Source organism: Lysinibacillus sp. FSL L8-0126, from assembly GCF_038630385.1.
Taxonomy (GTDB): Bacteria; Bacillota; Bacilli; order Bacillales_A; family Planococcaceae; genus Lysinibacillus; species Lysinibacillus fusiformis_D.
Genome location: NZ_CP152028.1, coordinates 2,363,847 through 2,385,684, shown reverse-complemented (window position 1 = coordinate 2,385,684; position 21,838 = coordinate 2,363,847). Strand labels below are relative to the sequence as shown.

At 38.5% G+C, this 21,838-nt stretch carries 22 protein-coding genes and 1 tRNA gene; 2 read left to right on the top strand and 21 right to left on the bottom strand.

The genetic code is table 11. The annotated features are described in order from the left end of the window. Nucleotides 1-126: 126 nt before the first annotated feature. From MHI34_RS11685 to MHI34_RS11675, 3 genes are all read right to left on the bottom strand, one after another. Complete coding sequence (locus MHI34_RS11685) at nt 127-2,400, bottom strand: S9 family peptidase (RefSeq protein ID WP_342503444.1); 2,274 nt, start codon at nt 2,398-2,400, stop codon at nt 127-129. Between the two features lie 162 nt (nt 2,401-2,562). Next, on the bottom strand, nt 2,563-3,312 hold the full coding sequence (locus MHI34_RS11680; protein WP_340835164.1) for a TPM domain-containing protein: 750 nt from the start codon (nt 3,310-3,312) through the stop codon (nt 2,563-2,565). Continuing rightward, on the bottom strand, nt 3,312-3,893 hold the full coding sequence (locus tag MHI34_RS11675) for a LemA family protein (RefSeq protein ID WP_342503443.1): 582 nt from the start codon (nt 3,891-3,893) through the stop codon (nt 3,312-3,314). The genes MHI34_RS11680 and MHI34_RS11675 overlap by 1 nt, the downstream gene beginning before the upstream one ends. 135 nt (nt 3,894-4,028) lie before the next feature. Here MHI34_RS11675 and MHI34_RS11670 point away from each other — a divergent pair, with 135 nt between their 5' ends. Beyond that, complete coding sequence (locus MHI34_RS11670) at nt 4,029-4,643, top strand: spore coat protein (protein WP_036125689.1); 615 nt, start codon at nt 4,029-4,031, stop codon at nt 4,641-4,643. 56 nt (nt 4,644-4,699) lie between these two features. Here the strand turns inward: MHI34_RS11670 and MHI34_RS11665 are convergent, their stop codons facing one another. The 4 genes from MHI34_RS11665 to MHI34_RS11650 all read right to left on the bottom strand — a co-directional run bounded on the left by MHI34_RS11665 (nt 4,700) and on the right by MHI34_RS11650 (nt 7,562). Continuing rightward, the gene (locus MHI34_RS11665) at nt 4,700-5,422 is read right to left on the bottom strand and encodes an amino acid ABC transporter ATP-binding protein (RefSeq protein ID WP_036125693.1); all 723 of its coding nucleotides are present in this window, start codon (nt 5,420-5,422) and stop codon (nt 4,700-4,702) included. Next, nucleotides 5,419-6,129: an amino acid ABC transporter permease gene (locus MHI34_RS11660; RefSeq protein WP_036125696.1), complete on the bottom strand. Its 711-nt coding sequence runs from the start codon at nt 6,127-6,129 to the stop codon at nt 5,419-5,421. Before MHI34_RS11660 ends, MHI34_RS11665 begins: the two co-directional genes overlap by 4 nt. A 68-nt stretch (nt 6,130-6,197) precedes the next feature. Continuing rightward, nucleotides 6,198-6,986, bottom strand: a complete 789-nt coding sequence (locus MHI34_RS11655; protein ID WP_036125699.1) for a basic amino acid ABC transporter substrate-binding protein — start codon at nt 6,984-6,986, stop codon at nt 6,198-6,200. A 501-nt stretch (nt 6,987-7,487) separates the two neighbouring features. After that, a tRNA-Arg gene (locus MHI34_RS11650) sits at nt 7,488-7,562 on the bottom strand. A gap of 307 nt (nt 7,563-7,869) precedes the next feature. Between MHI34_RS11650 and clpP the strand changes: the two genes are divergently transcribed. Next, complete coding sequence (gene clpP, locus MHI34_RS11645) at nt 7,870-8,460, top strand: ATP-dependent Clp endopeptidase proteolytic subunit ClpP (protein WP_004228025.1); 591 nt, start codon at nt 7,870-7,872, stop codon at nt 8,458-8,460. Between the two features lie 618 nt (nt 8,461-9,078). On the opposite strand, the gene MHI34_RS11640 is transcribed toward clpP, so the two are convergent. From MHI34_RS11640 to MHI34_RS11575, 14 genes are all read right to left on the bottom strand, one after another. After that, the gene (locus tag MHI34_RS11640; protein ID WP_036126715.1) at nt 9,079-9,336 is read right to left on the bottom strand and encodes an HPr family phosphocarrier protein; all 258 of its coding nucleotides are present in this window, start codon (nt 9,334-9,336) and stop codon (nt 9,079-9,081) included. 113 nt (nt 9,337-9,449) lie between these two features. Then, complete coding sequence (gene whiA / locus MHI34_RS11635) at nt 9,450-10,397, bottom strand: DNA-binding protein WhiA (protein WP_036126718.1); 948 nt, start codon at nt 10,395-10,397, stop codon at nt 9,450-9,452. Between the two features lie 65 nt (nt 10,398-10,462). Continuing rightward, a complete protein-coding gene (locus MHI34_RS11630) occupies nt 10,463-11,458 on the bottom strand; it encodes a YvcK family protein (RefSeq protein ID WP_342503442.1) in 996 nt (331 codons plus the stop codon). A 4-nt stretch (nt 11,459-11,462) separates the two neighbouring features. Beyond that, nucleotides 11,463-12,356: an RNase adapter RapZ gene (gene rapZ, locus MHI34_RS11625; RefSeq protein WP_058844366.1), complete on the bottom strand. Its 894-nt coding sequence runs from the start codon at nt 12,354-12,356 to the stop codon at nt 11,463-11,465. Between the two features lie 9 nt (nt 12,357-12,365). Beyond that, entirely contained in the window at nt 12,366-12,833 is a 468-nt protein-coding gene (locus MHI34_RS11620; protein WP_036126724.1) for an 8-oxo-dGTP diphosphatase, read from the bottom strand. Between the two features lie 337 nt (nt 12,834-13,170). Next, nucleotides 13,171-14,115 carry a thioredoxin-disulfide reductase gene (trxB, locus tag MHI34_RS11615; protein ID WP_058844365.1) on the bottom strand — a complete coding sequence of 315 codons (945 nt, stop codon included), beginning with the start codon at nt 14,113-14,115 and terminating at the stop codon, nt 13,171-13,173. A gap of 181 nt (nt 14,116-14,296) precedes the next feature. Continuing rightward, a complete protein-coding gene (locus MHI34_RS11610; protein ID WP_036126728.1) occupies nt 14,297-15,820 on the bottom strand; it encodes a tetratricopeptide repeat protein in 1,524 nt (507 codons plus the stop codon). 90 nt (nt 15,821-15,910) lie between these two features. Further along, nucleotides 15,911-16,528 carry a bifunctional phosphoribosyl-AMP cyclohydrolase/phosphoribosyl-ATP diphosphatase HisIE gene (hisIE, locus tag MHI34_RS11605; protein WP_058844363.1) on the bottom strand — a complete coding sequence of 206 codons (618 nt, stop codon included), beginning with the start codon at nt 16,526-16,528 and terminating at the stop codon, nt 15,911-15,913. Continuing rightward, on the bottom strand, nt 16,525-17,286 hold the full coding sequence (gene hisF / locus MHI34_RS11600; RefSeq protein ID WP_036126732.1) for an imidazole glycerol phosphate synthase subunit HisF: 762 nt from the start codon (nt 17,284-17,286) through the stop codon (nt 16,525-16,527). The genes hisIE and hisF overlap by 4 nt, the downstream gene beginning before the upstream one ends. Then, nucleotides 17,280-17,912, bottom strand: coding sequence for an imidazole glycerol phosphate synthase subunit HisH (hisH, locus tag MHI34_RS11595; RefSeq protein WP_036126734.1), 633 nt, complete (start codon nt 17,910-17,912; stop codon nt 17,280-17,282). Before hisH ends, hisF begins: the two co-directional genes overlap by 7 nt. Then, entirely contained in the window at nt 17,909-18,508 is a 600-nt protein-coding gene (gene hisB, locus MHI34_RS11590) for an imidazoleglycerol-phosphate dehydratase HisB (protein ID WP_342503441.1), read from the bottom strand. The genes hisH and hisB overlap by 4 nt, the downstream gene beginning before the upstream one ends. 4 nt (nt 18,509-18,512) lie before the next feature. Beyond that, nucleotides 18,513-19,787: a histidinol dehydrogenase gene (gene hisD, locus MHI34_RS11585; protein WP_342503440.1), complete on the bottom strand. Its 1,275-nt coding sequence runs from the start codon at nt 19,785-19,787 to the stop codon at nt 18,513-18,515. A gap of 32 nt (nt 19,788-19,819) precedes the next feature. After that, nucleotides 19,820-20,464, bottom strand: a complete 645-nt coding sequence (gene hisG / locus MHI34_RS11580) for an ATP phosphoribosyltransferase (RefSeq protein ID WP_036126740.1) — start codon at nt 20,462-20,464, stop codon at nt 19,820-19,822. Then, nucleotides 20,457-21,629 (bottom strand): ATP phosphoribosyltransferase regulatory subunit, encoded by a 1,173-nt coding sequence (locus MHI34_RS11575; RefSeq protein WP_342503439.1) that lies wholly within the window; start codon nt 21,627-21,629, stop codon nt 20,457-20,459. The genes hisG and MHI34_RS11575 overlap by 8 nt, the downstream gene beginning before the upstream one ends. Nucleotides 21,630-21,838 lie beyond the last annotated feature (209 nt).

Genomic DNA, 21,838 nt, shown 5'->3' with positions numbered 1-21,838 from the left:
TTCTATTCTTTGATAACTTTTGATTGAACTGTCTTAGCTTCCCTTTTCGCATCCATATAATGGACTATTGTAATAAAAAAGGCATTGACTGTGCGGAAGCCGCACATCAATGCCTTTCGATTATAATTATTTTAAATGACTGTCGAAGAATTTCACCATGGCATTGTAGAATTCAATTCTGTTTTCTTCATTAGCGAAGCCATGTCCTTCGTTATCCTTTAGCATGTACTCAACATCCACACCTCTAGCACGTAAGGCTTCCACAATTTGATCGGATTCTGCCTTATTAACACGTGGATCATTTGCACCTTGAGCGACAAATAATGGTGTTTTGATTTTATCTGCGTGGAAAATAGGTGAAACAGCTGTTAATAAGTCTTTGTCCTTTTCTGGATGACCTACGCGTTCATAAAACAAGTTACGCATCGTTTCCCAGTATGGAGGAATGGTATTTAATAAAGTGAAAATATTAGATACTCCTACATAATCAACTGCTGCAGCATATAAATCAGGTGTATACGTAATACCAGCTAATGTTGCATAACCACCAAAGGATGCACCATAAATGCCGATACGCTCAGGGTCTGCAATACCTTGATCAATCGCCCATTGCACACCATCTGTAATATCGTCCTGAATTTTAAGTCCCCATTGCTTATTACCAGCTTGAAGGAATTCCTTCCCATAGCCAGTTGACGAACGGAAATTCACTTGCAGTACGGCATAGCCTCGATTAGCTAATAATTGTACTTCTGGATTGAAGCCCCACATATCGCGTGCCCAAGGTCCTCCATGTGGATTGACGATAAGAGGAAGATCTTTAGCTTGTTGATTTTTCGGTAAAGTTAAATAGCCGTTAATTGTCAAACCGTCTCGACTCTTATAAGAAATTGGATGCATTTCAGCAAGTCCTTCTGGTTTTAACCAAGGGCTTAAAGTAGCCAACTCTGTTAAGTCACCTGTTATGGAATCATAGTAATAATATTTTCCATACACGGTATCACTTGAAACGCTCACAATAAATTTTGTCATCTCTTTATTGTAATCATTGATACCTAATTCACTTTCATGCACCCCAAGCTTATTTTGTATTTTACGGAACAGCTTTTCAAACTTTTTATCAAAGAATTGATAATGCAGCTTATCAGTAACATAAGCACCATATAATAATTTATCTTGTTCAGCGCTATATAAAACACCCGAAACATCTACTTCATCATTGGACATTATAACTTTTTCATTGCCTTCTAAATCATATTTTACAACTTCTACTTTATCTCTACCTTTGTTGGAAGTTGCATAAATTGTTTGATTGTCTTTAGAGAAAGCCAGTGGCACTACTTCATCCCCTGCTTCCACTTCAATAAACGGTTTAAATTCATCCTTTTCAGAATCTCGATAAAGGATTGTTCCTGCCACACCATCTGTTGCTACGGCAACACGCACATTTCCATTCCGATCTGCTAACCAGTTTGTAATATTACCTGGATTTTTAGCAACATGCTTTGTTTTACCTGTCTTGACATTCAGCTTGTACACATCAAAGACAGTGGCATCCTCTTTATTCATCATTATAAGAATTTCATCTTTAACACCCTGTAGGCCACTTAATATTCCTACTGTTACATTTGGATATGGCGTTAAATCTTTTTCCTTTGACCCATTAAATGTAGTAGAATAAATATGGAAGTTTTCATCTCCACCTTTATCCTTTAAATATAATAAACTATTTTCCTTCCAGAAAAATCCTGCAATATCACGATCTTTAGAGTTCGAGACGCGAACAGGCTCACTATCATCATTCATTTTTTTTACGAAAACATTGGATCTGTTGTTCCATGCAGAGGCAAATGTGATGTAATTACCATCAGGTGAAAGTTCATAGCCGAAATTCCCAGGATTCTTCATGAAATCTTCTACAGAAATTTCCTTTACACCTTTATTATTAGAACCATTTTTAATTTGTTTTGCATTGTTTAACATTTTAACTGCATCTTGTTTAGCAATAGCATCCGTGCTTACTGACACATTTTTAAATATACCAAGCTTATTGGCTTTCTCTAAATACTCAGCAAGCGATGCTTCTTTTTCTTCTTTATTTAAAGCTCTTACTAAAATACGAGCGGCTTCATCACGTTTAATCGATAAATTTAAATCCGCGAACTCCTCAGCCTTTACCCATGTATCAATAATTTGTTGCCGCATTGAATCTGATCCGTGTTGGAAAGTTAATGCTGTTACAGCTAAATTCAAAAATTCCTGCACTGAAATGCGCTGCTCCTGCGCTATTACAAAGCTATTTGTTTCATTGGCAGCACGTACTTCTTGCATGGTTGCAGGAATAGCTACAGATGTTGTTAAAATGATCGCTAATGATGCAGATAAAAATCTTTTTTTCAAAATGATTCCTCCCTATATCAGTTTACGTTATATCGAAAGTCGATATATTCAAATTATACCAATTTTTGTATTATTGTCAATGTTTGATATTTTTTATGATCATTACTTTTTCTTCACTCATAATGAAAGCGAACTAAACAATTAGTTCGCTAGGTATTACGATTAAAATTTTCTGCTCGCTCCTCCGCCTGCGGAAGATCCTCCACCGAATCCTCCAAAGCCGCCTCCGCCTGAACGCCCTCCACCAAAGCCACCTGGATAACCACCATAGCCTCCAGCACGAGGACCTCCACCACCTTTCGAAAAGAACGTATAAATAATAAGAACAACGAGAACGATCAATATAATTAACCAAGTTGGCATGTCTTCACCTTCGTCTGCTGCCGCTGGTAATTCACCATTCCAATTATACTCCTTGGCAACAGTGCGAAATATTTCAGCATATGTCGATTGGAAGGCTTGATCTATGTCACCCGTACTTGCAGAAGGATAAAATGCCTCATCTAAAATACGTCCTAATTTTCCATCTGGTAATGGCCCCTCTAATCCTTGACCAACAGCTATTACTACGTCATTATTCCCTTCACCCTGTCCAAATGTAGCTAAAATTAAAACACCGTTATTTTTCTGTTCGTCACCTATTCCCCAAGAACGAATCATTTTTGTAGCATACATCTTTGGCTCCTGTCCATCTAGACTATCAATGGTTACAATCATGATTTCAGCGCCTGTGCCTTGATCCAATTGCGCGGAGTAATGATTTAATTGTTCTTTGATACTTGCAGATAATACATTGGCAAAATCATGTATATACGTATTTTTCATCGGTGACGGCATAGTTGCCTTTGCCATGTTCGTAAATAAAAGAAACACCGAACAAACGATGATTATCTGTACAAGGCTACGCTTCATTAGTGTGTACCTGATTGACTAAAATCGATTGATGGTGCTTTGTCAGCTCCTGCTGCGGCTTTAAAGTATTCTTTTTGTTCAAAGCCAAACATTCCTGCCATCAAATTACCTGGGAAACGTTTAACTTGCTTATTAAATTGCTGAACTTCATTATTGTAATCCTCACGTGCTACCGCCAGGCGATTTTCAGTGCCTGCTAGCTCATCCATTAACTGACGAAAGTTTGTATCTGCCTTTAAGTTTGGATAATTTTCAACAACTACAAGTAAACGACTAAGTGCTCCAGTTAAAGCATCATTTGCAGCAGCTTGCTCCTCTAGAGTGTTTGCACTACCCATTTGTGCACGTGCTTGTGTAATACTTGCAATCACCTCTTGCTCATGGTTCGCATAGCCTTTCACTGATTCGACTAAATTTGGAATCAAATCATAACGACGTTGGAGCTGATTTTCCACTTGTGCCCATTTCGAATCTACATTTTCCTCTGCAGTCACCAGGCTATTATATTTAGGAATGAATAATAAGGCGAATAGAACAAGAATAAGAACAATTATCCCAATTGGTCCAAGCAACTTTTTCAATTTATAGAACCTCCTCGACCTACTTTTCCTTTCTTCAATAGTCTACATTTTTGTCTTTACATTTATACCGTATGAATTTCATTTGACTTGACATACTAATTACTGCATCAAAAAATCATTGAGGAGGCGTTTTTTTTGTCACAATCGTTTTACAATGAATCATCAAATCAAACCAATTTCAATCAACAACATAGTCTAAATCATGGTGGCCATGAAATGATGGACATGCATGAAACAATTGGCGAAATTATCGCAGGTATGAACCAAGCCATAATTTTACGCCCACATGTACAAGATCCGGAATTATTGAATATTTTGGATCGCCAGTATAATTTTACTTTAGGTATGTACAATACAATTGTAGAGTCCTTCAAAACAGGACATGATCCATCTGTTCCAACAGGACGTTACCAAATGGAGACAGGAAATGACTTTAAATATGGCGTAAATCCTGGTCAACCAAAAAAGCCAATGCAAAATGCCAATGAAATTAATGATGAAACTATTTCAGGGTTCTTACTTGGTGCTCAAAAAGGTTCAGCAAAATGTATGACAACGGCTGCTTTAGAGACAACAAACCCAGTTGTTCGTCGCGTTGTTGCTGATAGTATTCCTAACTGCATTGAAATGGGCTACGAATTATCCATCTATCAAAATAAACATGGCTATTATCAGGTACCTCAATACTCACAACAGGATATGCAAACGATGCTGAATGCATATGACACAACAACTAATCCCCTTCATTAACACGAAAGAGCAGTCTCTGGTGGTAAACACCAGAAACTGCTCTTTATTCATTAAGATTATAATACCTTCCCTAAAAACGCCTTTGTACGGTCACTTTGTGGATTGCCAAAGAGTTCCTCTGGAGAGCCTTCTTCTACAATATAGCCACCGTCCATAAAGACTACTCGATCCCCTACTTCACGAGCAAAGCCCATTTCGTGCGTAACAACAACCATGGTCATCCCTTCAGCTGCTAGATTTTTCATAACATCTAGCACCTCTTTGACCATTTCAGGATCAAGTGCTGAAGTGGGCTCATCAAATAAAATGGCTTTTGGCTTCATGGCTAAGGCACGTGCAATGGCTACACGCTGCTGTTGACCACCCGACAGCTGCTCAGGATAGTTATATGCCTTGCTGTCGAGTCCAACCTTTTTTAACAGCTCATGCCCTAATTCTTCAGCTTCTGGACGACTCATTTTGCGAATTTGCATAGGGGCCATCGTGACATTATCGATAACTGTCATATGCGGGAATAGATTAAATTGTTGAAACACCATGCCAACTTCTGCCCGAATCTCATTGATATTCGTTTTTGGCGCATTAATTTTCACATTTTCAATATAAATAGCACCATCTGTTACATCTTCCAGCATATTGATGCATCGTAAAAATGTACTTTTGCCTGAGCCAGATGGTCCAATCACACAAACAACTTGTTTCTCTTGGATTTCATAATCAATGCCTTTTAATACTTCAAGCTTTCCGAAATATTTGTGTAGGTTTTCAATTTTTATCATCTTGCTTCCCGCCCTTCTGCCTTAGCTTTACGAGGGACATAACTATTGCTAAATCGTTTCTCGATAAATGCCACGATCTTCGTTACACCATATGTTAAAACTAAATAGAGTAGTGCAGCAACGATGTACGGTTCCCAGAAGCGGAAGCTTGCACCTGCTACTACCTTACTTGCGTATAAAATATCTGGTGCTGCAATAACTGTTACTAATGAAGAATCTTTTAATAATGCGATAAATTCGTTCCCTAATGGTGGAATCATACGTCTAAATGCCTGTGGTAAAATGACCTTACGCATCGCTTGGTTATGTGTTAACCCTAAAGAACGAGCTGCCTCCATTTGCCCCTTTGCAATACTTTGAATACCTGCACGGAAAATTTCCGCATTGTAAGCAGCACAGTTTAATACGAGCGCTGTAATCCCTGACACCATATATCCTAAAGAATGACCAAAAATTGTTGGAATAACTGCTAAGTGAATTAATAAAATTTGCACAAGCATTGGTGTTCCACGGAATAAATCGATATATAATTTTGATGGCCAATAAATCCATTTTTTACTCGATAATTTTCCTAGGCCTAAAAATAGTCCTAATAGAATACCTCCAAAATAACCACTAAGTGTCAAAATAATTGTTACGCCAATACCCCGTATAAACATATCTCGGTAGTTCCAGACAATGTCCCAGCGTAAGTCAAAGATGTCCATCCGAAAACCCCATTTCCCCTTTAAAGTGAATGAGCCGCTAGCATACTAGGGGCGTCATCATTCATTTATTACTTGAAATCAGAACCTGTAATTTCTTTTAATTTACCGTTTTCTTTAATCTTTTTAAGACCTTCATTTAATTTATCTAATAGCTCTTTGTTTCCTTTTTGAACCATAAAGCCATAATATTCTTTTTCAAATGCATCATCTTCGATTACTTTTAGTTTTTGATCTGGATGCGCTTTAATGTATTCGTAAACTACCGCATTGTCTCCAATAGCTGCATCAACGTTACCGTTTAACATCTCTTGAATTGCGATTGGTTGACTTTCAAACGCCATAATATTTGTACTTGCTTCCCCTTGTAGCTTTTTCGCCGCCATATGACCTGTAGCATTAATTTGTACTGATACCTTTTTATCTTTTAGTTCAGCTAGAGATTTAATTTTTGAATCTTCTTTTACAACAATCAATAATTGAGACTCATAATAAGGCTCTGTAAAATCAAATGATTCTTTACGCTCTTCAGTAATTGTGATTCCTGAAGCACCAATATCTGTTTCACCGTTTTTAATTGTTTGGAAAACTGGCTCCCAACCAATGTTATTCCAGTCAACTTCAAAGTCCATTTCATCAGCAATAGCTTTTAAAACATCGACATCAATCCCCACAATTTTCCCTGAATCGTCAACAGATTCAAATGGTGCGAAAGTTGCCTCTGTACCAACTTTATATATTTTCTTACCATCTTCTGAAGATGAGCTTCCTGAAGATGCACCATCCTTTGTACCACATCCTGCAAGTGCTAATGTTAATGCTGCAACCATCATCAGTAGCATCCAACCTGTTTTCTTCATTGTATTTCCCCCTATTTCGATAATTTTCCGAAATGCGTATTATTTTTCGCAATTCGGAAATGTTAGACTATTAGGTCAATTATATTAATATTATAGTATTTAGACAACAACTTTTCGCATAAAACTAAATATTTTTTCATATTAATTTATAATAAACTTATATAATTAGAAGAAACATGTATAAATAACAAGAAATCTAATCTAAAATTAATATATATACACTACAATCCACACCAAATTTCGATAAATTTAGGCAAAAAAAAAAGAATCCCCTCAGATAGGATTCTTTTTTTCGACTATTTCTAGTCTTCACGTACAGTATGTCCACTAAAAAATAATTTGGAGTTATTGCTTTTTTGAAGGTTTGAAAGGAATAAATAGGGGAATAATGCCAACTAGGACAGTATTGCACCTATATCTCCCTCTCGATCTCCGCTAAGCAGGCTGCTAAACTACTTATTAGGAGATGAGCTATAACAAGTCTATCTATATTCAGTAAAATGGCGCCCTCGGAGGGAATCGAACCCCCAGTGCAAGAACCGGAATCTTACGTGTTATCCATTACACCACGAGGGCAAAGGCACAAAAAAAAAGTACTCACTCTAGGCTTACGAAAAGCATGATGTAGATAACCCTCATTTTTTGAAGCATACCTGCAAAATAGTGTACTGTACTTTAAACTTATAACCTCAATTATTATACAAGCCTATCACATATAATTCAACCATAGAATGCAAAAACATTTTATTTTTTTTATTTCACTTTAGCAGGGTTAATATTTGACCTTCCCTGACTATAATGTGTATGATAAGGATACAGCTGAAATAACAATGGAAATTTTCAGCAAAGGTATTCGAATTTAGTTTTTTAAGGAGGATTTAACATGAATTTAATTCCTACAGTTATTGAACAAACAAGTCGCGGTGAACGTGCATATGACATTTATTCACGTCTACTTAAAGACCGTATTATTCTTTTAGGAAGCGCTATTGATGACAATGTGGCTAACTCCATTGTTGCACAACTTCTTTTCCTACAAGCGGAAGATCCAGATAAAGATATCTCTCTTTACATTAATTCACCAGGTGGATCAATTACGGCTGGTATGGCTATTTATGACACAATGCAAATCATTAAACCACAAGTTCAAACAATTTGTATTGGTATGGCTGCATCAATGGGTGCTTTCTTACTAGCTGCTGGTGAGCCTGGTAAACGTTTTGCATTACCAAATGCAGAAGTAATGATTCACCAACCACTAGGTGGCGCACAAGGTCAAGCGACAGAAATTGAAATTGCTGCTAAACGTATTTTATTCTTACGTGAAAAATTAAATGGCATTTTATCTGAACGCACAGGCCAACCACTTGAAGTCATTGCTAGAGACACAGATCGTGATAATTTCATGACTGCTGAACGTGCTAAAGAATATGGTTTAATCGATCACATTATGCACCGTAGCGATAATAAATAAAAATGAGAAGGCATCACAGACTCGCTCTGTGATGCCTTTCGTGTTGTTGAGAAAAGGTGATGTCAACGGCAGAAACAGCCATTTTGAAAGGCGAGGGGTTGATTTCCGTTCCGCCAGCATCCTTTCCAGGGGGCGCGCTTCACTCACTGCATTCGCTCCAGGGGGCTCCTCTAGGACGCTAATCCCCTAGGAGTGACGCTGGCTCCACTCCCATCAACCATTCTGCAAAAGTGTCTTTTCCTGAACAAAATAGCCCTTTATTTATATTATTAGAAAGAGGATAGGCTCTTATTTTCAATGCGGAGAAGTGATGGATGACAACACTTCTCCATAAAGCGTAGTGAATACCTTCACTTTATTTGAAAACCTTTCTAAAAAGAAACATTTTTATGGATTGGGGTGGAAGGCTACTTGACTCCCGTGGGATAGCGAGACAGGCGAGCCTCTAAACGGAGCGGTAGCGGAGGAAGCTGCTCGGCGCTCGCCCACAGGAAAGCAAGTAGCCTGCAATGGAAATCCATTTTCGCCTTTCACAAAAACGCTATGGATGGTTTTGTTTTTCAACACTATGAAGGCATCACAGATTTGCTCTGTGATGCCTTTTGTGTTCAATGAATGTTAGTCTTCATTTTCGATAATTGTAGCCAATGCTGTAACCGCTTGCTCCGCATCGCTGCCGTCACTACTTAAAGTAACTTCAGTGCCTTTAGCGACTGCTAAGCTCATGACACCCATAATGGATTTGGCATTTACTTTTTTCTCGTCTTTTTCCAGAAAGATATCCGCACTAAAACGATTTGCTTCCTGCACAAATAGTGCTGCTTGTCTAGCTTGTAGTCCTAATTTTAATTTGACCTGGACTCTTCTCTCAATCATACTCAAAACTCCCCTTCACTACCGTTCATCTATTAGTTTTATCTTACCTCACTTACTAGCAAAAGAACAATAAGCGATTACGCATGACATTCATACCTGAAAAGTATGAAAACTTAACCACCTATTTTTTCACCGCGTCTTAATGCATCAGCAATCTCATCAATTTTTCTCAATCGATGGTTAACACCTGATTTACTAACCGTTCCACTTGATACCATTTCACCAAGCTCTTTTAATGTCACATCCTGATATTCTACCCGTAGACGTGCTATTTCACGTAGCTTTTCTGGTAGCTGATCCAGACCAATTGAATTTTCAATAAATCGAATATTCTCTACCTGTCGTAATGCTGCACCAATAGTTTTGTTTAAGTTGGCTGTTTCACAGTTCACAATACGGTTGACGCTATTTCGCATATCTCGCAATATGCGCACATCCTCAAACTTCATCATGGCCTGATGTGCGCCAACAATATTAAGGAAATCTGAAATTTTCTCTGCTTCCTTTAAATAGGTGACAAAACCTTTTTTTCGTTCAATTGTTTTGGCATTAAGTTCAAATTCATTCATCAAATCCATCAATGCCTCACCATGCTCTTTATACAAAGAATAAATCTCTAAATGGTAGGCTGATGTTTCTGGATTGTTGACAGAACCTCCTGCTAAAAATGCTCCTCTTAAATAAGCTCTTTTTTGACCACTCTTTTTGATGAGCTTTCTTGAGATTGTATGGTTAAATTGAAAGTCGTCTGAGATGATTTCTAAATCAATTAGCAGCTCGCGCGCACCTTCTCTTACACGGCAAATATACACGTTATTTTTTTTCAGTCGCATTTTCTTACGAACAAGCAATTCTACATTGTACGGATACAATTTTTTCATAATCGTATATAGTCTTCTAGCAATTGCAGCGTTTTCAGTTTGCACGTCTAAACTTAGTTGTTTATTTGCAAAGGATAATGAACCATTCATACGAATTAGGGCAGAAACTTCTGCTTTCATACAATGATTGTCCGCTTCTATTTGCGTTAATTCCTTTTTTGTTTCAGAAGCAAAAGACATATCATGCCCCCCTTTCAATCATGATTTCTATGTATATGTTCATCTTACCATATACAATCAATCCATTATGTTTCTATAATGGGTCTTCTTACTTTTTGCTGGTAAATATCAGCATAATCTACCAGCCATTCTGCAACATTGATAGCATTATGTCGAACAGTCCCATCTGACCGAATTGTAGCAATATCACGTTGTATAACCTCTAAGCCCATACTTTCAAGCTTTGCCACATCAAATGTCACTGGCTCTGCTCTTTCTTCTTTATATAGTTCTTTTACAGGGTTAGGGAGTTCTTCGTCGTTTACTAAAATAGAATCAATAAAATCGCCGCCAACATGCTTATGTATGGCTGTTACATGATCACCTGCTGTATAAGAAATCGTTTCACCTTTTTGCGTCATTAAATTACAAACATATATTTTTCTGCCTTTCGCTTTCACAACAGCTTCCCCTATCTCCTTCACAAGCAGATTTGGAATAATACTTGTATATAAGCTTCCTGGACCTATTAAAATATAGTCTGCACGGTGAATCGCACGAATGGCTTCTGGTAACGGTTGCACATTTTCGGGTACTAAAAAAACACGATCAATGCGCTTTGATGCTGTTGGAATTTTTGATTCTCCTTCAATAATTGAACCATCCTCTAGCACAGCATGTAAGTTTATTTTTTTATTTGCAGCTGGTATGACACGACCATGAACTTTTAAAACCTTGCCCATTTCACTTATAGCATGATTAAAATCTCCAGTAATATCAGTAAGTGCCGTAAGCATTAAATTTCCTAAGGAGTGACCTTTTAAATCCTCTGATGCTGAAAAGCGATATTGAAACATTTGCTCTACAAGTGGTTCAATGTCTGATAATGCCGCAATCACATTACGTACATCACCAGGTGGCGGAATATCGTAGTCATCACGTAAACGGCCTGAAGAACCCCCATCATCTGCCACTGTCACAATGGCAGTAATATCAAATGGGTGATGCTTCAGCCCGCGTAGTAATGTGGAAAGCCCTGTACCACCACCTATTACGACAAGCCTTGTTTGCTTTTTCCCCATTCACTCATTCCTTTCTACGATTAATATCACGATGCGTAATAACCGTATTTTCCTTACCTGCTAAATATGCCCCAAAAAATTCTGCTAATGTCACTGAGCGATGCTGACCGCCAGTACAACCAAAAGCAATGACAAGCTGTGACTTACCTTCTTGTCGATAAAGAGGAATCATAAAATCTAATAAATCCGTTAGTTTTTTTATGAGTATTTGCGTATCTTCCAAAGCTAAAACATAAGAGGATACCTCTGTTTGTAGTCCTGTTTTGGGACGTAGCTCCTCCACATAATAAGGATTTTTAAGAAAACGAACATCAAACACTAAGTCTGCATCAATAGGCATTCCATGTTTAAAGCCAAAGGACATAATGTTCACGGTAAAAATAGTATCTGCCTCACTAGCGAATTCATTGACAATTCTTTCACGTAATTGCTTCGGTTTCATGTTCGATGTGTTATACACAAAATTAGCACGGCCCTTTACTTCAGATAAAAGTGCACGTTCCTGTTTAATGCCATCTAAAGGTAAACCATTGACTGCTAGTGGATGGGCACGTCTTGTTTCTTTATAGCGTCTAACTAATGTGGCATCGTCTGCATCTAAAAATAACATACGAGTATCAATATCGCCTTCTTTTAGTATATGGTCTAACGCGCCAATAAGAGCATCAAAAAAGTCGCCACCACGCATATCCATTACGGCTGCAATACGCGTACTATTTTTACCAGAATCTCTTAGCAGAGTTAAAAAAGTTGTAAGTAACGCTGGTGGTAAATTATCAATACAGTAATACCCTAAATCCTCAAAGCTTTGAATAGCTACGGTCTTCCCAGCCCCAGACATTCCTGTAATAATAACCAATTCGTGTGTACATTGTTGGCCTTCAACCACCACTGTCATGCAACTCCTTTATTGTTCTTTTGATATTTGTATTTTTTGATGAAGTAATTCAAAATTCGTTGTATAGTCAAACGTGCCATATTGAATGCCTGATTGCGAAACCGCAAATTGTAAATTAGTTCGATCTCCTTCAGCCATTGGCAAATGTGCTAAATCCTCTACTGGGTGCCATGCAAGCTTGCCTTCTCTCGTTTCTTCGAATGGTATACCTTCTACATCCTTAGCAACAAATGTATAGAGCATCCACTCATCCACTACATCATTATTTTCTTTAATAATCATCGTATAAACACCCTTTAAATGAACATTTAAAGGTGTGACATTCGTTTCTTCTTGAAACTCACGTACAGCAGCCTCAAAGATGGATTCACCGCTCTCCATTTTCCCTCCTGGAGCAACGTACCAGCCTCTTCTTGGTTTCTGAAGTAATAATACTTTACCGTCTTTTACGGCAATTAAATTTGCAATTCTTTGCATAGGCACACCTCTAATCACTTTTGCATTCTACTCCCCATTATAGCAAGACCTTGCAAGATTTGTCCTCATTTACAACTCTCTAGTAAAGACAATTAACAATTTAGGTTTATTCATGTGTAATGCTTTTATGTTAGGCGAAAAATACGTTTATTTTTTTAATTTATACAAATAAAAAAGTAGGTTGCTCCCACCTAATTGAGGCGGAAACAACCTACTAAACAAAATAAAAGGGGGATTGCTAATTACATTTTTTATCATACACCTTTTATATGTCATTCAAGTTACAGCAATATTAAAACCACATTAAAATTGTATTTTTTTCCTTTAAATAGCCATGTTAGGCATTAATTTTCTCTAATAGCTCTTCCACATAATGCTGTACAGCTTGTGCGGCAATACTACCGTCACCTGTCGCTGTCACAATTTGGCGAAGTGTTTTTTCACGAACATCTCCAGCTGCAAAGATACCTGGGATTTTAGTTTCCATATTGGCATTTGTCAAAATATAGCCAGCGTCATTTAAAATGCCTAATGATTCAAATGGTTTAGTTAAAGGCAACATACCAATATAGATAAAGACACCATCTGCTGCAAATTCAGATTCTGTACCATCAACAGTTGATTGTAATGTGACACTACCAACTTTACCATTAGCTTCATTAATTTCTTTTACAGTTGCATTCCAAATGAAATCAATTTTGTCATTGGCAAAGGCACGATCTTGTAGAATTTTTTGGGCACGTAATTTGTCACGACGGTGGACAATCGTTACTTTATCAGCAAAGCGAGTTAAATAAACGCCCTCTTCAACAGCTGAATCGCCACCGCCTACAACTATTAGATTTTTTTGTTTAAAGAATGCCCCATCACATACTGCACAGTAGCTGACACCACGACCGCCTAGCTCTTTTTCACCTGGCACACCCATTTTTTTATACTCCGCACCTGTTGTAATAATAATGGCACGTGTTTTATATTCTTTTGCACCAGATTTAATTGTTTTATATTCTTCACCATCAATGATTTCTGATACATCACCATAGGCATATTCTGCACCAAATTTTTTAGCGTGCTCAAACATTTTTGTAGATAGCTCAGGCCCTAAAATTGTATCAAAACCTGGGTAATTTTCTACTTCCTCTGTGTTTGCCATTTGCCCACCAGGAATCCCACGTTCAATCATTAATGTTGATAAATTTGCACGAGATGTATAAACAGCAGCAGTCATCCCAGCAGGACCTGCACCAATTATTACTACATCATAAATTTTTTCTTCTGACATCAATACTTCCCCCTAAACAGAATACTTTTTATCTTCATTCAACCAATAAGTGTAACGTCACCTACAGAAGAAGATAAAGCCCTTGACGGATAGGATAATGTCGCCAAGGAACATTGGTGATAACGTTAGTATGTTCATCGTATGTGAAAGTATAAAGTTATTCAACTATGTTGCTCACACGTTAATTATGACTATTAGGTAAAAACGTTAGAATTTCATCAATATACTTCGATAACGTTGATACAGATACTCCATATTGTTGGGCAATTTCCTTTTTTGTTACTTTGAGCATCTGTGAAGATCTAAATAAATAATCATTGGCTCCTGCAATTGCTGTTGGGTTTGTAAAACGATAGTTTTGTATTAGCGCTTGTTCACATAGTACAAACCACATTTGAAACATTGGTACAATGAGTGATGAGAGCTTCCCATACTGTTCTAATAAAATTTCTGGTACGTTGACAGCACGTAAAAAGCTCGCTTCTACTTTGTTCTTCTTATCAAATTCGTGGCCGAGTGAATAAGCTAAAAACAATTTCTCAAATGTGTCTAATTGTTCAACATTAACCAATTTCGGATGAGCGATAATTTCTTGCTTATGTGCAGTACCCTTCAGTAAAAACAAACCAAAAATGCGCTCACTCGTATAAGTACTTTCTAATTTTTCAACAATAAAATCACGGTCATGCTCCAATGCATCAAGTGCAAATTCATTTTCTTGTTGGCGCCATGGCTCAAAGCCCTCTTTGTCAGGGTCTAGCTCTAGTAGCTGATCCCATGCACTTTTCGATACTTCCTCATGACCTGAGAAATAGGCCGCATGTGACAACCAAAAGTAAAAACCAGCATCTCCAACATAGCCTCTCTTTTGCATACTACGCAACCATTTATAGGCTAATTCATACTGTCCTATTAAGGCTAATGTAGCCCCTAATTTATAACGGTGCTCCCATGTGTATGGCTGAATTTTGACAAGTATATTTAGTAGTTCTTGTAAATCCTCTTCATTTTTTTCATAATAAGCAATCACCGTTAAATTACATAGTGCATGTAAGTTCCCCTTATTTTCACGTAGCACGGTATGTAAGAGAGCCTTCGCCTGCTCTTCTTCTCCTACATAAAAATAAGCAAGTGCTAAATTATTATAGGCTGACCAAAAGGCTGGTCGATCTTCAATTAAATCTTCTAAAATAGTAATAGCTTCTGGAAAATCCCCTTTTTCCATACAACGACGAGCTTGCTCCTGACGATACAAATCCTCACCAGATTCTTCAGGGTCTTCCAAATCATCCTGCTCAAAAGCGACAAATTCTAGTATTTCTGCTGCTTCATCTGCATAAGCACCCTCTGGTTCTAGCCGCAAATACTCTTCTGCAAAACGTTTCGCATCATGCATGATGCCCACACATCCTGATACTTCTGCCATATAGAAAATGATTTCTGGATTATCTGGATCAATTTGATAGGCATGACGAAGCAGATCATACGCTTCCTCAAAACGTTGACCTTCTAACTCTACGATGGCTAGCTGCAAGATAATCATAGGATCATCAGGACTTAAATCTACCGCACGTTGTAAATATTTATAAGCTTTATTCATTTGTCCACTATTCATTGCTTGAATTGATTTTTTATAATAATAGTCGCCTGTTGGAATGAACGACACTATATTCGATTGAGTCTCATTTTGACGTTTCTTTTCCAATATATTTCCTCCGAAACAAGAAATAAGGAACGCATTTTACGTTCCTTTACACAGTAATTTCTATTATACCATACAATCAATAATATGCCGTTATTTCTCCTCGTGACGTTTTTCCAACACATGTAGAACATCATAAATACTTACTTTTTGTTCTTGTAGCAATACTAGAAGGTGATAGATTAAATCAGCTGCCTCCCATTTTACTTCTTCGGCATCGCGGTTTTTAGCCCCAATGACAACCTCAGTTGCCTCCTCCCCAACCTTTTTACAAATTTTATCGATACCCTTGTCAAATAAATATGTAGTATAGGCTCCTTCTGGCATTTCCTGCTCACGCTTTGCAATCACACGCACAAGTTTAGCGATGATGCCTACAGAGCCAATCTGCTCATTTTGTTGAATCACCTCTGTAAAGCAAGAAGTTGTACCATTATGACAAGCTGGGCCAGCGGGTAGCACTTCCACCACTAATGCATCCTGATCACAGTCTGCTTTTACGGACACCACTTGTTGTCTATGACCACTTGTTGCTCCTTTATGCCACAGCTCTTGACGAGAACGAGAATAAAACCAAGTTTCTCCTGATTCAATTGTTTTAGCTAATGATTCTTTATTCATATAGGCCACTGTTAGCACTTCTTTTGTGTTGGCATCTTGTACAACAGCTGTAACAAGACCTTTCTCATCGAACCGAATATTCTCTATCATCTTACTGCCACTCCTTTGTCACGTAAGTATTCTTTTACTTGTAATACGTTCGTTTCTTTGTAATGGAAGATTGAAGCCGCCAATGCAGCATCTGCATCTACCTCTTGTGCTAATACTTCGTAAAAATGTTCGGCATGTCCCGCTCCACCACTAGCGATAACAGGAACTGTCACTGCCTCTCTTACCGCTTTAGTTAAGGCCAAATCAAAGCCAGATTTTTCACCATCTTGATTCATACTTGTTAATAAAATTTCCCCTGCTCCTAAGCGCACGGCTTCTTGTGCCCACTCAACGGCTGACCAAGTTGTTTTATTGCGTCCACCATGTGTATAAACCATCCATGTGTCATCTTCTTCACTATAGCGAGCATCGATTGCAACAACGATACATTGTGCACCAAAGAAATCAGCGCCCTCTTGAATAAGAGCTGGTCGCTCCAAAGCAGATGTATTCACAGATACTTTATCAGCACCTGCACGTAAAATACGCTTCATATCTTCCAACGTACGAATACCACCTCCAACTGTAAAAGGTATTGCAAGTGTAGCAGCTGTTTGACGAACAACATCTATCATCGTTTCTCGACCTTCATGTGAAGCAGAGATATCTAAAAATACAAGCTCATCTGCGCCCTGCTCATCATAGAACTTTGCAAGCTCCACTGGATCACCTGCATCACGGATAGATACAAATTGGATACCTTTTACAACGCGACCTTCCTTGACATCAAGACATGGGATAATACGTTTTGTTAGCATGCCTTCACACCTTTCAGCCATTGCTCTAATAAATAAATGCCTAGTTCTCCCGATTTTTCAGGGTGAAATTGCATGCCTGTCACGGAACCATTCGTTACAATACCAGGTACTTTTATGCCACAGTAGTCTGCATAGGCAACAAGCTCAGATTCCTGAATATGTGTCGCATAAAATGAGTGAACAAAATAGACATGTTTCGCTGATACTTCACCGTCCAACCATGCAGGGCGATTCGTCAAGATCAGTTCATTCCAGCCCATATGCGGCACACGATATGCTTGATCTCCTTCGATACCACTAAAGCGTTGAATATGTCCCTTGAAAAAACCTAGCCCTTGTGTTGGGGTTACTTCTTCACTTTGCTCAAACAATAATTGCATGCCTAGACAAATTCCCAATAGAGGGCGATTTTCACTTTGTGCCTTTTGTAAATAACGGTCTAATTTAGTTTCTGCTAAACGCTTGCGAGCATCAGGAAATGCGCCAACCCCCGGTAATAGTAGTGCATCTGTTGCATCTAACACGCTCTCATCAGCCGTCACAACGACCTCACAGTCTAGTCGTTTTAATGCTTGTTCTACACTAAATAAATTGCCCATTCCATAATCAATAACACCTATCTTCACGTTAACAGCCCCTTAGTCGATGGTACTCCTTTAACACGTGGGTCAATTTCAACTGCCGCATCAATCGCACGTGCTAATGCTTTGAAAATCGCCTCAATAATATGATGTGTATTATGGCCATAAGGTACAATCACGTGAACATTCATGCGTGCCTCTAGCGCAAATTTCCATAAAAATTCATGCACTAATTCTGTATCAAACGTTCCCACTTTTTCCTTTAATGGTGGCACACGATACTCTAAATGCGGACGATTGGAGCAATCTACAACTACCTGTGCTAGTGCATCATCCATCGGCACAAATGCTGTGCCATAGCGTTTTATGCCCTTCTTATCACCAAGTGCTTCACGAACAGCCTGCCCTAAGACAATGCCAAGATCCTCTGTTGTATGGTGATCGTCGATATAGGTATCACCATTTGCTTGTATGGTCCCATTAAATAATCCATGCTTCATAAATAAATCGAGCATATGGTCCATAAATCCCACACCAGTTTGAAGATTTGCTTGCCCTTCACCATCTAAATCGATTGCTACTGAAATTTGCGTTTCATTTGTTGTACGCTCTACCTTTGCATATCTCTTCTTTACTGTCATCGCCCTATTCCTTCTCCCATCCGCGTGATTCCACTGCACGTGCATGCCCCTCTAAGCCTTCCATACGTGCTAGACGTGCAATTTTTGGTGCATTTTCTTGCCATGTTTTTTCACTGTAATAAACAATGCTTGATTTCTTTACAAAATCATCTACGTTTAAGCCACTTGCAAAACGAGCCGTGCTATTCGTTGGTAATACATGATTGGTTCCTGCAAAGTAATCTCCCACAGGCTCCGAGCTATACCGACCTATAAAAATACCGCCAGCATGTCTTATCTGTTCAACAATCCTTTCAGCATTTTCTGTCACAATTTCTAAATGCTCAGGCGCTAATGAATTAATGGCTTCCACCGCATGTGACATCGTTTCAGCTACATAAATGACCCCGAAGGTTTCTATGGAGGCACGAGCTACTGCCTGACGTGGCAATTCCAGCAATTGCTTCTCTACTTCCTCAGCTACCCTTTGAGCTAATGGCTCTGAGGTAGTGACAAGGATGGCACAAGCCAATGCATCATGCTCTGCCTGTGATAACAGATCTGCAGCTATTTCATCAGGATATGCTGTATCATCTGCCAAAACCGCAATTTCACTTGGCCCCGCGATCATATCAATTGCTACTTCTCCAAATACCTCACGTTTGGCGAGAGCCACAAAAATATTCCCTGGACCTGTAATTTTATCAACTGGAGCAATTGTTTCTGTACCATATGCAAGTGCAGCAATCGCTTGTGCACCACCAATTTTATAAATTTCATCCACCCCTAAAAGATGAGCTGCCACAAGGACACCTGCTGGCAGTTTCCCATTCTGACCTGCCGGAGAAGTAATGACGATACGCTTCACACCTGCAACCTGAGCTGGAATCACATTCATTAATACAGATGAAGGATATGCTGCTGTACCACCTGGAACATACAATCCTACTGCGTCTAGTGCTGTTACGCGTTGACCTAGCCAAGAACCTTGTCCTAGCTCTAAGCGATAGCCTGAACGTATTTGTTGCTCGTGATACAGACGAATATTTTCGGCTGCTTCTGCTAAATCCTTATAAAGTTGCTGGTCTAGCGTATTTACTGCTTCCTCGATTTCTGCCCCTGTAACACGTAAGCTCTCTGGGGCATAGCCGTCCCATTTTTCAGTATAAGTACGGAGCGCTACATCTCCTTGTGTCCTAACATCTGCTAGCACTTGTCGCACAACTTTTAATTGTTCCTCATTTCCCCCTTCAAGTGGTCTTTTTAAGGAAATGCCTTTTTCAAGCTTTGTTATTTTCATAGGATTAATCCCCTTTAGTCCTTCATATGTAGCTAAATATGATTCCTTTTTTGCTCATTTACACATTTCTTTAATCGCTTCACAAGATCAATAATACGCTCACCCTTCATACGATAACTTACGGGATTTGCAATTAATCGTGATGAAACAGCTGTAATAAACTCATATTCTACTAAGCCATTTTCTTTTAAGGTACGCCCTGTTGAAACGATATCGACAATGCGATCAGCTAAACCAATCATTGGTGCTAATTCAATAGAACCGTTCAGCTCGATGATTTCAACCTGCTCTCCAATGCCCTTGTAGTACTTCATTGCGATATTCGGATATTTCGTAGCGATTCGAGGCGCAATTTCATTCATTGGTGTGTTCGGTAATCCCGCAGATGCGATATAGCAATGACTAATTTTTAAATCTAATAACTCATGCACTTCACGCTGTTGTTCTAACAAAACATCCTTCCCAGCAATGCCAATATCAGCAACACCATGTTCAACATAGACAGGGACATCCATTGGCTTGGATAAAATAAAGCGAATTTTTTCCTCTGGTATCTCAATCATTAATTTACGTGACATTTCTACCTCTTCTGGTAAATTAAAACCTGCCTCTAACAGCATTTGATATGCCTCTTCAAAGATCCGTCCCTTTGGCATTGCAATTGTTAATTCATTCACCGCCTACTTCCCCCTGTCCAACAACCACCACTTCTGTAAAGTATGCTAAAAAGGCTGCCTCATCAACTAGGCTACTACGCAACTGTAAAGTAGCTAATTTTCCTGCTGCCCGTAATGTTTTCACCTTTAGTAATGCTGCCTCGAATTGTTCTTCTTCAAAAAGCACAACTGTTGCTTCCTGTCGTTTCTCTGACTGGCCATTGAACGTTTCTAATAAACGATCAACTCGAATACTAAAACCTGTTGCACCAACTTTTGAGCCAAATACTTCTAATAAACCATCATAGCGTCCACCATTTCCTAACGGAAAGCCACTTCCTACCGCAAAAACTTCAAAAAGCATGCCAGTGTAATAACTCATATGACTCGAAAGGGTGAAATCAAAAGCTATATACTCAGCTAAGTCAGCCAATTCCAGCAGTTGAGCAAGTTGTTGCATGTATTCTAATGCATCATTTTTACGCACATATTTTTCAATATCTCGGATGTCTTTAACATTCATTGCCTCCCCAATAAATTGTAGGAGGGCATCAGATTTAGCTTTGGGTAAATCAAATGATTCTACTGCTTCTTCAAACCCTACATAATTTCGTTGAACCAACAATGTTCGAAGTGTTGCTTGCTGTTCAATACTCTCTGTGTAATCTTGTAAAATGCAATTTAGTATACCCGCATGACCAATCGTGACTTTAAACTCTTCTAATTTAAAATGTTTTAATAGCTCCATTGCTGTCACAATAACTTCTGCATCGGCAAATACAGATTGATCCCCTATTAACTCAATCCCCATTTGATCGAACTCCGCTGGTCTTCCACCTTCCGCTTCTTGAGCTCGAAAAACACTTGCGAAATAAGCAAGACGTAAAGGAATCATTTCTTTTAATAATTTCGCTGTAGCTACTCGAGCAATCGGTGTTGTCATATCAGGTCGTAATACTAATGTATTTCCTTGGCTATCCACTAGCTTAAATAAATGAGCATCAGCAATAGCTGAAGCTTTCCCCACTGTATCGAAATACTCTACAGCGGGTGTTTTAATGAACTCATAACCCCTTTTATATAAAAAGTTTCTGCCAGCATGCCTAACGGCTTCAACCTTCTCATAGATTTGCGGAAATGTATCGCGCATTCCAAGTGGTTTTTCAAACATTTTTATCGACGACATATGAACACTTCCTTACATTTCACTTTAATTCACTAGAGTGTTAGAGAATTAGATTATGAAAGAATTCTAACTTATTTCTTTTAAGCAGTCAACTTTTCTTCTTTAATTAACGAAATCTTTAAATACTTATTATTCTGTTAATTATACCTATTACTTAGTGAACAACGGTATAAAAACAAGACATCATTTCTCTTAAATTTTGACAAAAT

What these genes read in the sequence shown, in the direction of transcription:
- MHI34_RS11640 (WP_036126715.1), bottom strand. Translation starts at nt 9,336, where the DNA reads ATGATTGAGAGAAGAGTCCAGGTCAAATTAAAATTAGGACTACAAGCT.
- hisIE (WP_058844363.1), bottom strand. Translation starts at nt 16,528, where the DNA reads ATGATAGAGAATATTCGGTTCGATGAGAAAGGTCTTGTTACAGCTGTT.
- MHI34_RS11630 (WP_342503442.1), bottom strand. Translation starts at nt 11,458, where the DNA reads ATGGGGAAAAAGCAAACAAGGCTTGTCGTAATAGGTGGTGGTACAGGG.
- MHI34_RS11660 (WP_036125696.1), bottom strand. Translation starts at nt 6,129, where the DNA reads ATGGACATCTTTGACTTACGCTGGGACATTGTCTGGAACTACCGAGAT.
- MHI34_RS11575 (WP_342503439.1), bottom strand. Translation starts at nt 21,629, where the DNA reads ATGTCGTCGATAAAAATGTTTGAAAAACCACTTGGAATGCGCGATACA.
- whiA (WP_036126718.1), bottom strand. Translation starts at nt 10,397, where the DNA reads ATGTCTTTTGCTTCTGAAACAAAAAAGGAATTAACGCAAATAGAAGCG.
- clpP (WP_004228025.1), top strand. Translation starts at nt 7,870, where the DNA reads ATGAATTTAATTCCTACAGTTATTGAACAAACAAGTCGCGGTGAACGT.
- trxB (WP_058844365.1), bottom strand. Translation starts at nt 14,115, where the DNA reads ATGTCAGAAGAAAAAATTTATGATGTAGTAATAATTGGTGCAGGTCCT.
- hisF (WP_036126732.1), bottom strand. Translation starts at nt 17,286, where the DNA reads ATGCTAACAAAACGTATTATCCCATGTCTTGATGTCAAGGAAGGTCGC.
- MHI34_RS11665 (WP_036125693.1), bottom strand. Translation starts at nt 5,422, where the DNA reads ATGATAAAAATTGAAAACCTACACAAATATTTCGGAAAGCTTGAAGTA.
- MHI34_RS11655 (WP_036125699.1), bottom strand. Translation starts at nt 6,986, where the DNA reads ATGAAGAAAACAGGTTGGATGCTACTGATGATGGTTGCAGCATTAACA.
- hisD (WP_342503440.1), bottom strand. Translation starts at nt 19,787, where the DNA reads ATGAAAATAACAAAGCTTGAAAAAGGCATTTCCTTAAAAAGACCACTT.
- MHI34_RS11620 (WP_036126724.1), bottom strand. Translation starts at nt 12,833, where the DNA reads ATGCAAAGAATTGCAAATTTAATTGCCGTAAAAGACGGTAAAGTATTA.
- rapZ (WP_058844366.1), bottom strand. Translation starts at nt 12,356, where the DNA reads ATGACAGTGGTGGTTGAAGGCCAACAATGTACACACGAATTGGTTATT.
- MHI34_RS11680 (WP_340835164.1), bottom strand. Translation starts at nt 3,312, where the DNA reads ATGAAGCGTAGCCTTGTACAGATAATCATCGTTTGTTCGGTGTTTCTT.
- hisB (WP_342503441.1), bottom strand. Translation starts at nt 18,508, where the DNA reads ATGACAGTAAAGAAGAGATATGCAAAGGTAGAGCGTACAACAAATGAA.